13 protein-coding genes and 1 other annotated feature are annotated in these 17,112 nt (G+C 39.7%); of the genes, 4 read left to right on the top strand and 9 right to left on the bottom strand.

What is annotated here, in order from left to right:
* Entirely contained in the window at positions 1-366 is a 366-nt protein-coding gene (locus tag NSQ72_RS16380; protein ID WP_024423595.1) for a winged helix-turn-helix transcriptional regulator, read from the bottom strand.
* Between the two features lie 228 nt (positions 367-594).
* Here NSQ72_RS16380 and NSQ72_RS16375 point away from each other — a divergent pair, with 228 nt between their 5' ends.
* Together NSQ72_RS16375 and NSQ72_RS16370 are read left to right on the top strand one after the other, a co-directional pair.
* Positions 595-1,269 carry an NAD(P)H-dependent oxidoreductase gene (locus NSQ72_RS16375; protein ID WP_039181741.1) on the top strand — a complete coding sequence of 225 codons (675 nt, stop codon included), beginning with the start codon at positions 595-597 and terminating at the stop codon, positions 1,267-1,269.
* Between the two features lie 89 nt (positions 1,270-1,358).
* Positions 1,359-1,583: a binding site (T-box leader), on the top strand.
* A gap of 74 nt (positions 1,584-1,657) precedes the next feature.
* Positions 1,658-3,007: an amino acid permease gene (locus NSQ72_RS16370; protein WP_059377561.1), complete on the top strand. Its 1,350-nt coding sequence runs from the start codon at positions 1,658-1,660 to the stop codon at positions 3,005-3,007.
* Between the two features lie 44 nt (positions 3,008-3,051).
* On the opposite strand, the gene NSQ72_RS16365 is transcribed toward NSQ72_RS16370, so the two are convergent.
* The 8 genes from NSQ72_RS16365 to NSQ72_RS16330 form a co-directional block, all read right to left on the bottom strand.
* Positions 3,052-4,044 (bottom strand): glycosyltransferase family 2 protein, encoded by a 993-nt coding sequence (locus tag NSQ72_RS16365; RefSeq protein WP_341084686.1) that lies wholly within the window; start codon positions 4,042-4,044, stop codon positions 3,052-3,054.
* Positions 4,045-4,075: 31 nt separating this feature from the next.
* The gene (locus NSQ72_RS16360; protein ID WP_341084683.1) at positions 4,076-6,190 is read right to left on the bottom strand and encodes an ArnT family glycosyltransferase; all 2,115 of its coding nucleotides are present in this window, start codon (positions 6,188-6,190) and stop codon (positions 4,076-4,078) included.
* 205 nt (positions 6,191-6,395) lie between these two features.
* Positions 6,396-7,811: a HAMP domain-containing sensor histidine kinase gene (locus NSQ72_RS16355; protein WP_341084680.1), complete on the bottom strand. Its 1,416-nt coding sequence runs from the start codon at positions 7,809-7,811 to the stop codon at positions 6,396-6,398.
* Positions 7,808-8,494 carry a response regulator transcription factor gene (locus NSQ72_RS16350; protein ID WP_039181727.1) on the bottom strand — a complete coding sequence of 229 codons (687 nt, stop codon included), beginning with the start codon at positions 8,492-8,494 and terminating at the stop codon, positions 7,808-7,810. Before NSQ72_RS16350 ends, NSQ72_RS16355 begins: the two co-directional genes overlap by 4 nt.
* On the bottom strand, positions 8,491-9,474 hold the full coding sequence (locus tag NSQ72_RS16345) for a surface antigen (RefSeq protein WP_039181725.1): 984 nt from the start codon (positions 9,472-9,474) through the stop codon (positions 8,491-8,493). Before NSQ72_RS16345 ends, NSQ72_RS16350 begins: the two co-directional genes overlap by 4 nt.
* A gap of 276 nt (positions 9,475-9,750) precedes the next feature.
* Positions 9,751-11,085: an MFS transporter gene (locus NSQ72_RS16340; protein ID WP_341084677.1), complete on the bottom strand. Its 1,335-nt coding sequence runs from the start codon at positions 11,083-11,085 to the stop codon at positions 9,751-9,753.
* 40 nt (positions 11,086-11,125) lie between these two features.
* Positions 11,126-11,698 (bottom strand): TetR/AcrR family transcriptional regulator, encoded by a 573-nt coding sequence (locus NSQ72_RS16335; RefSeq protein WP_126682352.1) that lies wholly within the window; start codon positions 11,696-11,698, stop codon positions 11,126-11,128.
* 89 nt (positions 11,699-11,787) lie between these two features.
* Positions 11,788-14,319, bottom strand: coding sequence for a PEP/pyruvate-binding domain-containing protein (locus NSQ72_RS16330; RefSeq protein WP_341084672.1), 2,532 nt, complete (start codon positions 14,317-14,319; stop codon positions 11,788-11,790).
* A 281-nt stretch (positions 14,320-14,600) separates the two neighbouring features.
* On the opposite strand from NSQ72_RS16330, the gene NSQ72_RS16325 reads away from it, so the two are divergent.
* Complete coding sequence (locus NSQ72_RS16325) at positions 14,601-14,846, top strand: CsbA family protein (RefSeq protein WP_025093987.1); 246 nt, start codon at positions 14,601-14,603, stop codon at positions 14,844-14,846.
* Positions 14,847-15,125: 279 nt separating this feature from the next.
* Entirely contained in the window at positions 15,126-17,111 is a 1,986-nt protein-coding gene (gene uvrB / locus NSQ72_RS16320; RefSeq protein ID WP_039181713.1) for an excinuclease ABC subunit UvrB, read from the top strand.
* Position 17,112: the final 1 nt, after the last annotated feature.

Here is a 17,112-nt window from a genome sequence, read left to right as displayed (position 1 = left end):
CTAGAGATGGCAGCTTTTTTCTTTTGGGCGCGCTTCTTTCCCGTAGGATTCGCCCCATTCACGCATGGCGAAGATGATAGGCTTTAAGGTATTTCCGAGAGAAGTGAGTGAATATTCGACACGAGGGGGGACCTCCTCATAGACTTCTCTATGAACAACGCCGTCTTGTTCAAGCTCACGCAATTGCAGTGTGAGGACACGCTGAGAAATTCTTGGCAGAAGCCGGCGCAATTCATTGTAGCGTTTTGGTCCGCAAGTCAAATGATAAAGGATCACTCCTTTCCATTTCCCTCCGATGACACTTGTCGTCACTGAAACGGGACAGCCATGATTGACAATACTGACTGGATTGGATGGTGCACTCATCTTAAGACTCCTTTCTAAGGCAAATTTGGTGATATACGAACAAGATGGTAACTAACGAACAAAAATGTGCGTACTTGAATCACCCGAAGCTTTTCTTATACCATAGAGATATCACATCACACATTCGGGCTGTTTGTTTTCTTATCATAACAATTTCTATATGTGAATGGAAAGAAATTGGATTGATGAAACACACACCCTAATTGGTTAATAGAAAGGATGAATACAATGCGAGACAAAGAACAATTAAAAAAAGAAATCATTGAGGCGTATGAGTTCCGCCATGCGACAAAAGAGTTTGATCCAGCGAAAAAAATATCAGAAGATGATTTTGCGTTTATTTTAGAAACAGGAAGACTTTCCCCAAGCTCTGTAGGGTTTGAACCTTGGAAGTTCCTCGTTGTTCAAAATGAAGCATTTAGAGAAAAATTAAAAGAGTATACATGGGGAGCGCAAAAGCAGCTTCCGACTGCGAGCCATTTTGTGATCATCTTGGCAAGAACAGACGCCCGTTATGATTCAGCATATGCAGAATACATCAACAAGCAAATCAAAGGAATGACAGACGAAACGTTCGAGATGGTGAAGGGACGCTACCAAGAATTCCAAGAGAATGATCTTCATTTGTTAGAAAATGAACGTACGCTCTTTGATTGGGCTTCAAAACAAACGTATATTGCCCTTGGAAACATGATGACAGCCGCTGCGCAAATTGGTATTGATTCATGTCCAGTCGAGGGATTCAGCTACGATGAGATTCATCGCATTCTAGATGAAGAAGGGCTGCTTGAGGATGGTCAGTATGATATTTCTGTCATGGCAGCCTTTGGTTATCGTGTGACCGAGCCGAAGCGCGGCAAAACGCGCCGTCCGATGGATGAAGTAGCTGTTTGGATTCGTTAAAAGAGAATGTCTGAAAAAGGATGTTGACAATTGCGTGGTTAGTCAGTATATTTAAAAAATAAAATCTTTGATGAATATACAAATTGACTATAAACGCTTTGACTTGAGAATAGTAGATGAACATCCGTTTTTTAAGAGAGCTGCGGGTTGGTGCAACGCAGTAAAACGAATCATTGAACTCGCTCAAAGAGCGGTAAGACTGAATGAATAGTAAGTCTTTACGTGTGACCTCCGTTAACGGGTTTTAAGTTGGATTCAGCTAGGGTTGAATCAATTAGAGTGGTAACGCGGTTGCAAGGTCAGTCGTCTCTTCAGGAGATGACTGGCCTTTTTATATGCTTTTATCTTATATTTGTCTGAAGATTCAAATTTAAAGGAGCTAAAGAAAATGGAAAAGGAACATGTGCAGTTAAAACGAACAATGACGTCAAGGCATATTATGATGCTCGCACTTGGCGGTGCAATTGGTGCTGGTCTTTTTAAAGGAAGCAGCTCTGCTATTGATATCGCAGGTCCTGCTGTCATTTTGGCATATATGATTGGTGGTCTTATTTTATTATTTATTATGCAAGGACTTGCTGAAATGACGGTTGCACGACCTGGTGCAAGAACATTTCGTGATTTAATTGAACCTGTGTTAGGCAAATATCCGGCCTATTTCTTAGATTGGATATACTGGAAAATGTGGGTGCTGAACATTGCAGCAGAAGCGATCGTATCTGCGATCTTTATTCAGTACTGGTTCCCACAGGTGCCGATTTGGATACTTGTGTTAATCATTTCACTTGTTGTGACATTGATCAATGTTTGTTCCGTTAAAATGTTTGCTGAGACGGAGTACTGGTTAGCTTCTATTAAAATTGCTGTCATTATTTTATTTATTATCATTGGGTTAACCATGCTTTTTGTCTCATTTGGTCAGCATGCAGCACCGGGATTATCCAACTTAACCGGCCATGGAGGATTTTTCCCGAATGGAACGGGCGGCTTAATTGCGGCTATGCTTGTTGTGGTGTATTCATATGGCGGGACGGAAATGATTGGGGTCACATTAGCAGAAACAAAAAACCCTGAAAAAGTCATTCCAAAGGCTATTCAAAGTACATTTGTACGAATCATCGGTTTCTATGTACTGCCGTTCTTCATCATCGTCAGCTTGATTCCTTGGAATCAAGTAAACAATGAGCAAGTGAGTCCATTCGTCACCGTGTTTGCAACAATTGGCGTGCCATACGCAAGTGATATCATGAACGGTATCATTTTACTAGCGATCTTGTCTTCTATGAACTCTGGACTGTACGCATCCTCAAGGGTACTTTATACGCAAGCGATGGATGGACGTGTATGGAAGGGCTTCTCAAAGCTATCAAAACAGCAGGTGCCTGTTAGAGCAATCCTAGTGTGTACATCTACATTGTATGCCGCTGTATTGATTTCTCTTTTTGTAGGAAGTCAAACCTTTAATTATTTAATGGGATCTTTAAGCTATACGGTCTTATTCATCTGGTTTATTATTGCTGTCGGGCATTTAAAATCTCGAAGTGTAGCAGAACCAGGAGGATATCGTGTGAAGCTGTATCCTTTTACAACATGGTTTTCTGTGATTGCGATCATTGCCATTTTCATCGGCGTTGTGTCAACAACTCCAATTGTCCAAACAATGGTCACAATGGGCATTTATCTGATGATTACTCTTTCTTTCTTCATTAACAGAAAGCGGTTTGAAACTGCTGCTTAATACAAAAAGCGTGCGGGACCTTGAAACAGGTCTCACACGCTTTTTTAATGCTGTTTGTATTGCTTGAAATGAACAGGGGGTTGAACAGGATGTGGCTTTGACTGAAGCCCGTAACTCTCTCTTACGATGTAAAGTGGTCGATCTTTTGCCTCGTCGTAGATTCGGCCGATGTATTCCCCAATCATTCCCAGCATAAAGAGGATAATGCCGCTAAAGAACAGCTGTATGACAATTAATGAACTCCATCCTGTAATGGTGCTGTTTGTAAAAAGCTTTAAGTAAAGTACAAGAAACATTGAAATGAATCCGATAGCGGAAAGGGCAATTCCTGCTATACTCGCTAGCTTCAAAGGTTTATAGGAAAAGGAAGTGATTCCATCCATCGAGAGCTTAAGCATCTTTTTGAGCGGATATTTGGTTTCTCCTGCTAGACGTTCATCTCGAACGTACTCTACTGCAATCTGTTTGAAACCTACCCAGCTGACTAGACCGCGAACAAATGGATTTTTTTCTCGTATTTTTCTCATTTCATGGCACACTCTACGATCCATTAACCTGAAGTCACCGGTGTCGATTGGGATATCTACTTCGGTGATCTGACGTAAAACGCGATAGAAAAGGGAAGCGGTTTGCTTTTTGAAAAAAGATTCACCTTTTCGTTTGGTGCGCACGGCGTATACGACTTCATAGCCTTCTTTCCATTTTGCGATCATCTCTAATATCAATTCAGGCGGATCTTGTAGGTCTGCATCTATCACGATGACAGCTTCTCCCTTTGCATAATCCACCCCAGCTGTAATTGCAATTTGGTGTCCGAAGTTACGTGAGAAATCAATGAGTCTTACCTTTGGATCGTTTTGGGAATACCCTTTAATTAGTTCAGCTGTTCGATCCATACTACCGTCATTGACGAAGAGAAGCTCGTATGCTTCTCCCGTCGAATCCATGACTGTTTTCAGTCGCTGATAGGATTCATGGATCACAAGCTCTTCATTATAGACTGGGACTACAATAGAATATTGTATGTTCTTTTCCATCAGTCATCGTTCCTCCCTTTTAATAGATGAATTAATCAACGGATAGTTCATAAAGAGTGCCGCTCTCCATTCCGCCCATTCGTCCATTTGACTGATCATTTTGTTCTGATTGTTGGCTGTCTGTTTGTTGGTTCACTTTGGATGTAGAGCTGTTCTGCCATTTAGAAGCAGATACTTCTTTTCCATTTTTTTGAATCCAAGTTAGAATGTCAGAGCTGCCGCCTCTCATACCAGAAAGATAGAAGTATTTGATTTTGCCGTCTTTGACGAGCTGTTTGAATTCACTAAGAGTGAGAATGTTATCAGATCCACTAAATCCACCTAATGCCATAACAGCTTTTCCAGTTTTAATAATGTAAGGTGAAGCAGTGGTTGCATCTGTTGTTCCGAATAGGAATTCTTCTCCCGTATTGTTTTTCTCAAGATAGCTGATCAACTTTTCATTGACTTGTGAACTCATGCTGCCACTTGAAGTGGCAAGCTGAGGACCAGCCTCTGGAAGCATACTATTTCCTCCATAAAGAAGAGGTGTGCTTGCCCAGTATAGTGGTGCAACCAGCATGCCAAGGATGGCGATGAGAGACACGAATTGTTTTCGTTTTTCTTTTCCTTTTATCAAAAGCAGAGAAAGGATTGTTCCAACACCAATGATACCGACTGCAATGCTTAGTCCAAGACCGATCGTGCTTGTAAAAGTGGATAGGATAAAGGTTTCAAATGCTGTTGTAACGAATATCGCAATTGGAAGCAGCCATTTTTTAAACCCAGTTCCTGTTTGAAATAATTGTGTCATCGAAACCCATCCGGCTCCTGCTAATACAGCAATTGGTGGTGCCAGCATGATCAAATAATAATGATGGAAAAATCCTGCTACACTGAAAAATGCAGCAACAGGTATAAGCCAAGCTAACCAAAATAGAGTTTCTTTTTGTTTTGTATTGAGACGTCTTCTTTCAAAGGCAGTCGAGAAGAAGATACCAATCGCACCGAAGATTGCAAATGGAAGCAGCCAGCTGATTTGATCGGATAGTTCAGATTGGAACAGACGTAGCGGTCCTTTGGTTCCTGTACCAAACATGCCGGAGCCATTTCCCATTTTTCCGCCCACGCCATTTGGCGGCCCATCACCATTACCGCCAAATGGCATATCAGGTGGTGTTGTGCCGTTTGCACTGCTTGGTGGTCCTTGCATTGAAGGCTGTTCCTGACTGGATGATTGGTTTGAATTGTCTGAGTTGTTTTGATTTCCATTAGATGGCGGCTGAGGCATGGTGGATGAATCATTGTCATTTTGCTGATCACCCTGCTGTGAAGGTGGCTGTCCCTCACCCTGATTTGTGCCACCTCCCCCGCCAGACTGTTGACCAGTCAACCGCTGAAGACCGTTGTAACCAAAGGCTAATTCTAGTGCTGAGTTCGATTGACTTGATCCCATATAAGGGCGATTGTCTTTATAAGTGAGATCAACAGCGATAGACCAAGAAGCAGATACACCTAAAAGAACAATCATTGAAATCATCAGTGATAACAACTTTTTCTTCCATGTCGTTCGGTAGGCAATGATGTAAAAAAGAATGAGTGCTGGTACGATCATATAGGCTTGTAGCATTTTTGTATTAAAGCCGACGCCAATCATCGCAAACGAAACAATCGCCCAAAGAACCTTTTGCTGTTTTACAGCCTTGAACATCATTCCTGTTGCTAGTAAAAGTATAAAGACAAGTAAGCTGTCAATATTATTTGTTCGAGATACAGCAACCGCAATAGGTGTACACGCCATGATAAGTGCCGCTAATCTTGCCGCTGCTTGACCAAAAGTTGGTTTGACAAGACGATAGATCAGATAAACAGATCCAATGCCTGCTAAAGCTTGAGGCAAGATGACGCTCCATCCATGGAGACCAAAAATTTTGGCACTCATCGTTTGCAGCCAGAAGGTGAGCGGGGGTTTATCCACCGTGACATATCCTGCTGGATCAAATGAAGCAAAGAAGAAATTATGCCAGCTTTGCATCATACTTGTGACAGCCGCAGTATAATACGCATTCACCGTATCATCTTCCCAAATGTTATAAATGTTTAAGATGGCAGATATGATCAATATGAAAAATAAATAAATATCAAATTTCTGAAAACGTCTGATCAAAAGCATGTCACTCCTTTTTCTTCACTTGAAAAAAGTGTAACAAGCAAATATGAATAAAATGTTAATAAAAAAAGGCCATTTTTTTATTTTTTAGAAATAAAAACAGCTCTTAATGAAAAGAGCTGTTCAAGTTGTAGAAAGTTCTATGGATACTGAATTTATCAGATAAAATAGTGATTCCAATGAGAGTAAAATATGTGAGTAGCTATAGAGTAGGTGAGCTCTCATTGAATGGAGCATTGGGAAGTTGAATGATGGCTGTTGTACCAAAGCCAGGCTCAGATTGAATGTTGAATGTCCCATGGTGTTTTTTGATGATTTGATAGACAATGGCTAATCCAAGGCCAGAGCCGCCATCTTTTCTTGTTCGTGCTTTATTTACACGATAAAATCGCTCAGAAACATGTGGAAGATCTTCTTTTGGAATACCATTGCCTTCGTCAGTCACTCTCAATTGAGCAACACTTTGGTGAGCTTGTAATTCAATCGATATTGATTTCCCAGATGGCGTGTAATGAATGGCATTGTCCAGTAAATTACGTATCACTTGTTGGAGACGGTCGCTATCACCATAAACAATACAATCCTCTTCAAGCGTTCGTTTGAAAGTAATGCTTTTCTTATCAGCGACGAATGCCATTTGATCAAGAACATCGTGGATCAGCTGTGCAAAGACAATTGGCTCCATCGTTAGTGGATAAGAGTCTCCTTCTAACTGTGCAAGGTCTAAAAGATCGTGCACAAGACGGCTTAAACGTGTGGCCTCATCTTGGATGATTTGCATCCCTTTCTTTTGATCAATGATCCCTTCTTCAATTCCTTCTGCATAGCCTTTCATATAACTTAAAGGCGTTCTAAGTTCGTGAGAGACATTCGCAAGAAATTCTCTACGGTGCTGTTCAACTTTTTCGAGAGTTGAAGACAGTTTATTAAAGGAGCGGCTAAGCTGGTTTAACTCATCTCCTTTTTTGGTTACGGCCATTCGTTTTGAAAAATCACCAGATTCCATTTCTATTGCAATTTCTTTCATTTTATTAATGGTCTGCACAATTTTATTGGAGCTCTTATATCCGATCAAGAATATCAGGAGCATAATCAATAAGATGGATATACCAAGCGTCAATCTAATTTGAACAAAGGGTTCATATACATCTGATAAGGGCATGGAGAGGAAAATAGTCCCCGATAGATCATCATTGATTGAGAAAACAGGAATGGCGATGCCAAGAATATCTTGGTGAAACTTTGGGTGTTCTCTAATTAACACGACGGTTTCACCTTGAAGGAGCTTTTGGCGTTCCTTGAACGTAATGAGATTGTCATTTGTGTCCGTATCAAAAGGAAGTCCACTTGAAAGTTCCATTGGATCATCTGTAAAAATAACGTTCGCCTGACTTGAGTCATTTGCCCATTTCATTCTGTCGGTAAAATACTTGTCTTTCCCGTGTGTGTGATAGATTTCTGCCAGCTTCTTACCTTGCAAACTTAAGGAATCGATCTGTTTATCAATATATAAATGCTGGTATAAGTAAAAAGTAAGGGCAAGCGCTGAGGCTGCAACGATTCCGATCACTGCAAGGATTAAGAAGAGTACTTTCTTTTTAATCGATAATGGCTTCATTCTTCCTCCTCAAACTTATAGCCGACACCCCAAACGGTTTTAATATATCGTTCTGCTTCCTTTAATTTCAGTCGCAGCGTTTTGATATGTGTATCGACTGTTCTTAAAGAGCCGCTCGTTGAATGTGATTCCCACAATTTTTGATAAAGGTGTTCTCTTGAAAACACTTGTCCTTGGTTGAGCAAAAGAAACATGAGTAAATCAAATTCTCTTCTTGTTAAATTAACGGGCTGTTGATGGAGGTAAACTTGTCTGCCATCTTGATCAATCTCCATGTCACCAATCTGTATTCGGCTGCGCTTTAGCGAAAGACCTCTAATTCGTCTCAGGGTTGTTTCAATTCTTGCTGCAAGCTCACGCAGACTGAAAGGTTTCATGATGTAGTCATCTGCTCCAATTTCAAGTCCTCTAATTCGGTCCTCCTCATAACTTCTTGCTGTTAAAAATAAAATTGGAATTTGAGATGTTTGTCGAATACGCTGACAGACTTCAAATCCATCCATGTCAGGCATCATGATATCTAATACAACAAGGTCAATAGATTCCTTTTCAAGCTGATGCAAGGCATCTTTTCCATTATTCGCAGTAGTAATGTGAAATCCATGTCTCTTTAAAAAAGACCCGATTAACTCAAGCATATCAAGCTCATCATCTACGATTAAAATACGCATTTGTTCCTTCATTTCTTTTCCTCCAACACGATAGCATAAGGTCCTGAGGGGACATTTAGTTGATTTTTCATAATAAGTGAGTGTTTATCGATGATGGATACTGAGTTGTCATCCAAGTTACTCACATAAATTGATGTCGTATCAGCGGTGATATAATTCGGATTTTGACCAGTTTCAACAGAAGCAAGCTGCTTATTTGTTTTGGTATCTACTTTGTATAGCGTATGATCTCCATGACATAGTACATATAAAGTAGAAGAATTTTTCTCTGGAAAAAATGCAACAGGCATAACGCCTAGCTTTATTTCTCGCTGTTTTTTGCCTGTTTTAGGGTCATAAGCAAGAATACTTTTATTTAAGGTACCTTGTTTACCATGGCCGCCGATCCAAATGGACTGTCCATCAAAATGAATCCCAGAAGGCCGTTCAAGTACAGAAAACGTACGTATATTTTTTTCCTTTTTAATATCTATGACTGAGACAGTATGACTTTCTGCATTTAAAACAAATAAAACACCTGATGAAGAAAGTGTCATAGAAGAAGGTAATTTTCCGGTTTTCACAGTTGATTTTATTTTTTTACTCTTCGTATCAATAAAATAAACGACATTTTTCTGCGAATTTGCAGCAATTAATGTATGAGAAGCTGCATCATATGTAAGGGAAGTCAGCCCTTTATCAACATTCATATAATCTGTTGCTGTCCCATTTTTTAGATTGATTTCGATAAGGGATTCTCCCTCTTTACTTGTAGCGATGATGACGTCTTTATTGATTTGAATAAGATCAGTAAGTGGGTGTTTTAAATCCACAGAAGAGAGCATTTTATTTTTTTGTATATCAACTATTGAAAAGGAGGCTTTTTTTAATTGAGAGATGACAGCGATCGATTGAGAGCTGCCTGGCGGTGTAAATTGCTGTTCTTTTCCACAGCCTGTCAAGAATAAAAGTAGAGCTGATAAACAGATTAAAACATATTTCATACGTTCCATTCTTCCGCTCCTTTGCGTTCTCTATTTTCAAAATCATACCACAAAAATTGTGAAAAAAAATTGAAGTTATTTATGCTGAAAAGAATGAAAAAGAGTTTTTAGGTGAGTGAGGGGAGACAATTTGCACCTGAAGTTCCTTTTTTGTCGGGGCATATGCCATTTTTCCTTTTTAAAAAGATGATTTTCAGGATTTGATGGATGCACTTGCTATAGCTTACAGTGATACAAATGATGAAAAACTCCCCCGCTCTAAATAGACATAGAGCAAGGGAGCCATTAGGCGGAATGTTCAGATGATGGGGAGGTTGATTTTGTTTTTACACGTTGAGATAAAAAGAAACCAAGAATGCCTGCACCCATTAATACAATAAATAAAGATTGAAAACCACTCATGATCCCAATCAATGTAGACGAAATGATACTGCCAAAATATCGAAAGGTAGAGAAAATACCAGATGCTGAACCGGATAAGCTTTGATCAACAGACGTTAAAGAAGCCATCTGCATACTAGTCATTCCAATCCCTGATGAAATTCCACCTGCGATAAGTGTCACGATAAGCAGTGGTAAGGTAGGGTACTGACTGAGTGTGATTAACATGATCCCTGATAAAGTGAGACAGATAAATGAAAAGCCAATCATTTTTTTCGCGCCTTTTTTCGGATGGAGTCTTGCCCCTAGCAAGCCACTAATAGACATGCAAAGAGAAAATACCGATAGAATGATACCACTTTGTGTATGAGACAGTGAAAGTTGTTGTTCCATAAACAGCGGCATAATTAGAAGGATGGCATACATGACAAAATTACTTAGCATGATCGACAGGTTTGCATTTGTAAATGAACTGTTTTTAAAAAGCGATAAATCGATGATCGGATTCTTTACTTTCCGTACATGTATAAAGAATAATGGAATGACGATCAACGCTAGAATTCCATAGATCAAGTATTCATTTAGCAAATGGCTTTTTGTGCATAGAATGAGTGTGGCAATCCCGATGGTTAAGTACAATGAACCAATGATGTCCACATTTGCTTGTAAGCGTGTATGGTTTATTTTTGGAATGAGTATTACGCCGGTCACAAGTGTAAGGAACAAGAATGGGATATTTACAAAGAATATAGAGTGCCAATCAAAACTCTGAATAAGAATCGAACCAATAAAAGGTCCAAGTGCGGCACCAATACCGGCTCCAAACCCAAAGTATCCCATTGTTTTAGACAGTTTTTCGGGGGATACTGTTGCACGAATCAATGCAATGCTATTCGGTGTTAAAATAGCACCACCAGCTGCTTGAATGGAACGAAAAGTGATAAGAAAAGCTAGATTAGGTGCTAAAGCACATCCAATCGAGCCAATTAAAAAGAGCATGACCCCAATTAAATACATTCGCCTGTGTCCATATATATCTCCTAACTTACCAGCGATAGGCTGAGTGACTGCCATGACAATAAGATAAATTGTGACAACCCAAGTGATGTTTGAAAGGGATTGATTATAATAAGTTGAAATGGATGATAGAGCGACAGCGATCATCGTTGAGTTGACTGGAACTAGTATAGCTCCAAGCAACAAAGAATAGATGACCAAACTCTCTTTTTTTAACCTCAATGTGTATACCACCTTTTGTAAAAAAGAAGAATTTCACCCTTTAAGCGGGAGAAATTCCTCTCATGAAAATGTGTGTGCATGTCTCAATAAAATCTTCTTTTTGTGTGAGCACGAGTTGTAGATCTTGCTCTAGCTGCTGAATGAAAAATCCAAAATACGTACTAATGAAGATGTCTGCATAAATGTCTTCTTTTCCTTTTAATACAAGATGCTCGGCACCCATCTTTTTGAAATATTGTATCAGCATTTCTCTTAGTTCTTGAGGATAAATCTTTTCATGACTGGTTAAATCCTTAAACATAGCTGGTTCTCGCATGCTGATATAAATAAATTCTTTTTTTGAAGTCAAATCTTCAAGGAAATAGGTGCCGAGAAACTTTAAATCGGTGTATAAATCGCCTTTAAATTCTGCTTCTAGGGTTTTTGTCGGTGTTGATTTCATTTTCATAATGGCAGCAATGACGCCGCGTTTGTTTTTAAAGTTGCGAAAAATAGTTGCTTCACTCACATTCGCTTTTGTTGCTATTTCTTTGGTTGTTGTTTTTTGATAGCCCTTTTCAGTTAATAAATCCATTGTTGCGCGAATGATTCGTTGATTTGTAGATTTTAACAAGCATACTCACCTCAGGTTATGAATGTGTTTGCAACAAAGTAAGTATACCGATAAAACCTATGAGCGCCAATATCATCCAAATGATAAGTTTATGAACGCGAATGCTGCTTTAATATTTGAATGCGCCCATTGCTGCCATCTACTGTCACAAGATCACCGGATTGAAGTGTTTCAGTTGCTATTCTAGTACCTAAGACAGCTGGCATCATATACTCTCTTGCAATAATAGCTGAATGAGATAAAATGCCTCCAGCATCGGTGATGACTGCTTTCGCATCTCTAAATAAGCTCGTCCATAAAGGTGTGGTCGTTTTACAAACTAAAATATCATCCTTTTGAAATTGTGAGAATTCATCAGCACATGTAATGACTTTTACTCTTCCAGAAACAATACCGCTGGATGCACCAATTCCATGGATCACATCGTGTGTGTTGTGTTCATTTTCTCTTAATGAACCAAGCATTCTTTCCACTTGCTGCAATTCAGCTTCAGTTGGAGTGCCGGTGTAAGCTGGTGGTTGAATGGCTTCATTTTCTTTCATTTCCATTTTTCTTTGCTGGATAACCGAATCGAATGAGATAGACGTTGTGAGCGCTTTTTGTACCTCTTCATCGTAGAGATACCAAAGATCTTCTTGATGAGGAATCGCTCCTTTTTTTGCGAGAAGCTCACCAATTTTTAATAGATATACCCGGGCTTTTGCATCTAACATTGCATCAATGTAGAAGTGGTGGTCATCTCGGATATTCGCTGCTTGAAGGGCAAATTGATACAGCGTCTCAAATTTTGTTTTAAACGACTCATCCTTCACTTGACTCATAAAATGTTTATACGTCTCTTGTCTTTTAATCACTGCTTTTGCAAATTCTTCATCAAAATCACATTGGGACTGGATGTTATTTCTGATGATATCTAATATAAACTCCGGGTTTTCTACCCAAGTCTCATCCGTAAGGTCATGACTTTTAACAGATCGCCAGCCGTAAACTTGGAGAAAATCCTTCAATTTCGAAATGAAATGTTTCCCTTTTTCGGAGTGATTGAGTGCATATAACAGGTCCGCGTTCTTTTCATGATGAATAAATGCCTGATGAAGTTCTGGATCTTGAAGGACATCCTTTGCTATATCAGATAGCAGCTTGTCTGTTTCAAGAGATTTGTTCATCACGCCTATCATCATTTCGTGCATCAAGACGACTTGTGTTTGATCACCGGTATATGTTACAAGCATGTCTTCAATGATGGATGATAGTATGACTTGCGGTGTGACGATATCAAAATGATCATCATATGCTTGGATATAAAAATCCTTTAATTCTTCAAAGCCAATGATGGCTTTTTCAATGGTCATAGGTTCATTCATTTGGCGATCGAGTTTTTCGTAAAATGGAAAGAAATTTTTCTCTAGAATTTCATACATCCGTTCACTTAAATGCGGAAATAGCTCAAATATACGTTCATCAAAAACGGGTGCAGCTCCCTCTTGCGCTTCTGGCAGTGCCGGTGCTGAGTATAAGTGGCCTCTGTAAAGCTTAATATCTTTGATGTTCATATCAGGTACTTGATACTTTTCTCCATTTTTCTTCATCCCGCTTTTTAAGGCTGGTATGATCAGGCTTGAGAAAAGAGGGCTCGTTGGGCCAGGCATATGATCATCCATTGAAATCCAGAAATCCTGCAGCTCATCTGGCTTCATTTGAAAAGAAGCACCCGCTGTTTCATTTACTGCTTTTGGGAGAGCTGTAGTAATCGGCCTCGCTTGAAGTAAATAAAACGACCCATCTGCAATTCCAAATTCGATATCGACTCCATGTCCGTAAAGTTCTTCTACTTGTTTTGTGATTTGTGCGATTTCTATCAATTGATCATCGTTTAAGCAAAACTGGTCAGCCATTTCCTCCGCTACTGGTTCCTCGATGACACCCTCTTGGAAAGGAACAATTTGTAGCTCTTTCGCCCCAAGTGTTTTTTCAATCGAAAAGTTCTCTTTATCTACAATAAACGTGTCTGGTGTCACAAGACCGGAGACAATTGCTTCTCCCAATCCGTAGCTTGCGGTCAGCATCATTTCATTTGGTTTTCCCGATATGGGGTTCTCACTAAAGATGACACCGGAGACGTCAGAATGGATCAATCCTTGAACGACAACGGCCATAAGCGGCATATCTTCCTCGTTTTCATTCATCTCTTCCTTATATTCTGTGACTCTCGCTGCAAAATAAGAAGACCAGCATTCTTTGACCGCCTGTAAAAATTCTTCATTTGTTTTGATATTTAAATAGGTCTCGTACTGTCCTGCAAACGAGGCGCCTTCGAGATCTTCAGCAACAGAAGAGGATCGTACTGCAACTGAGGGATAAGTCTTCCGCAAGGATTGAAAGGACGAAATCAGCTCTGCTTCCATTTGTGAAGGAAACGATGCTTCTTTGATTTTTTGAGAAAGGTTTTGTTCTGCTGGCTGCAGATTGTGATATGAAAGAAAGCTTTCAAAGCTGTTGGTTTTAATAATAAATCCATCTGGTACTGGCAGGCCGTGATTGTTTAATTTGATTAAATTCAGGCCTTTTGCCCCTGCGAGTGATGCGGATTCTTCAGCCGCATGAAATAAAACTGAATACATGGGAATGCCCCCTTATCCAAATAGCCAATGATTTGTATGTCTCTCTATTTTTCAAAATGATAGTGCGCACTATCATTTTAATCATAGAATTGATTGGATGTTATTGTCAAAGACGGAAAGACCTATCTTTACAAAGGGGACAATCTCACTAATTTTCTGCTATTTCTAAAACAAAAGTCTCCGAACATGAAGAAAAAAGGCAAAATTGAAAACTGTGAATTGTTCAATATGCCAATCTTTACTATAATCAAGGAAGTAGACCATGAAGAGGGAGGGTTTTTGTGATTACAAAAGCCATATTTGCACTAGTTTTTCCTTTCCTGCTCGTTATTTTATTTTCAAAGGTTACTTATAATCATTACGTAGGCATTGCGTTAACAGCAGCGCTTTTATTTGCTTCGTATATGAAAGGCTATACAGAAACCTACTTTATTGTGGGATTAGATATTATTTCTTTAGTAGCTGGGGCTTTGTTTATGGCTAAAAAAGAAATCGAAAAGAGAGAAAAAGCTGAAAAACATCAATGATGTTATCTTAATGCTGAAAGCTGACATGTTTTAAACAAGAGCTGTGCTTACGATTTCTAGTAAGCACAGCTTTCTTTTTCTGCTCATCGAATATCTCACTCCAAAATGTTCCATACTGAAAGGAAGGTTTTCTTAAGAGGGTTATTTGCCAAGGGAGAGAGGGTATGACTGTATTGGAAATAAAAATCAAGCGAGAGCCGAACTTTAGTTCGTATTTTTGTGTTCTTTTATGATAATATATTCATTAGATAGATTTCGTAACGAAACGGAGGCTTTGATGTGAGTGACCGCTTTGAATTAGTTTCTAACTATCAGCCCCAAGGAGATCAGCCAAAGGCGATTGAAAAGCTTGTTGAGGGGATCCATCAGGGGAAACAGCATCAAACGCTGTTAGGTGCTACAGGTACGGGAAAGACCTTTACTGTCTCCAACCTGATCAAAGAAGTGAACAAACCGACGCTTGTCATTGCGCATAATAAGACACTTGCCGGTCAGTTATACAGTGAATTCAAGGAATTTTTCCCGAATAATGCTGTTGAATATTTTGTGAGTTACTATGATTATTATCAGCCAGAGGCATATGTACCTCAGACCGATACATTTATTGAGAAAGATGCCAGCATCAATGATGAGATTGATAAGCTGAGACACTCGGCTACGTCCTCGTTATTTGAGAGAAGGGATGTCATCATCATTGCCAGTGTGTCCTGTATTTATGGCTTAGGTTCGCCAGAGGAATACAGAGAGCTTGTGCTGTCTTTGCGCACTGAAATGGAGATTGAACGCAATCAGCTCCTTCGTAAGCTGGTGGATATTCAGTATTCTCGTAATGATATAGATTTTCAGCGCGGAACCTTCCGAGTCAGAGGAGACGTCGTTGAGATTTTTCCTGCTTCACGAGATGAGCATTGTATCAGAGTGGAGTTTTTCGGTGATGAAATTGAACGTATTCGTGAAGTGGATGCGTTGACTGGAGAAATACTTGGTGATCGTGATCATGTGGCTATTTTCCCAGCATCTCACTTCGTCACAAGAGAAGAAAAAATGGAAAAAGCCATTATCAATATTGAACAAGAGCTAGAAGAACAGCTTGAAAAGCTTCGTGAAAATGGAAAATTGCTTGAAGCGCAGCGCCTTGAGCAGCGGACAAGATATGACCTTGAGATGATGAGAGAGATGGGCTTTTGTTCAGGAATCGAGAATTATTCAAGACATCTGACCTTGCGTCCTCCTGGTTCAACACCTTACACACTGCTTGATTATTTCCCAGATGACTTTATGATTGTTGTCGATGAATCGCATGTGACGATTCCGCAAATCCGTGCCATGTACAACGGGGACCAAGCGAGAAAGCAAGTGTTGGTTGATCACGGATTCCGCCTGCCATCAGCACTTGATAACAGACCGCTCACCTTTGATGAGTTTGAAAAGCATATCAATCATATTGTGCATGTATCAGCAACGCCTGGTCCATACGAGCTTGAGAAAACGCCTGAGGTTGTGGAACAAATTATTCGTCCAACAGGATTACTTGATCCAATTATTGAGGTGCGCCCAATTGAAGGACAAATTGATGACTTAATTGGAGAAATTCATGCACGAATTGAGAAAAATGAGCGTGTGCTTGTGACCACACTAACGAAGAAAATGTCTGAGGATCTCACAGATTACTTAAAAGAAATCGGAATCAAGGTGAATTACCTGCATTCAGAAATTAAGACCCTTGAGCGGATTGAGATTATCCGTGATTTGCGTCTCGGTAAATATGATGTGCTTGTTGGAATCAACCTTCTTCGTGAAGGACTGGATATTCCAGAGGTGTCGCTCGTGGCCATTTTAGATGCGGATAAAGAAGGCTTTTTGCGCTCTGAAAGATCCCTCATCCAGACGATTGGCCGTGCAGCGAGAAATGCAGAAGGCCGGGTCATTATGTATGCAGACAATATGACGAAATCGATGGACATTGCGATTCAAGAAACGAAGCGAAGACGAGAACAGCAAGAAGCATATAACGAGAAATTTGGGATTACCCCACAAACCATCCATAAGAAAATTCGAGATGTTATTAAGGCAACAAAGATACATGAGGATTCGGAAGAATACGAAACAAAAGCAGCACCAAAGCTTTCGAAAATGAGCAAAAAAGAAAGAGAAAAAGTGATCGAAAAAGTCGAGATGGAAATGAAAGATGCAGCAAAAGCGCTTGATTTTGAAAAAGCAGCAGAATTAAGAGATCTATTGCTAGAGCTAAAAGCGGAAGGATGAT

Source organism: Bacillus sp. FSL R5-0659, assembly GCF_038008785.1.
Taxonomy (GTDB): Bacteria; Bacillota; Bacilli; order Bacillales; family Bacillaceae; genus Bacillus; species Bacillus safensis.
Note: the sequence above shows the minus strand (reverse complement) of the source record. Positions and strands in the feature narration are given on the sequence as shown.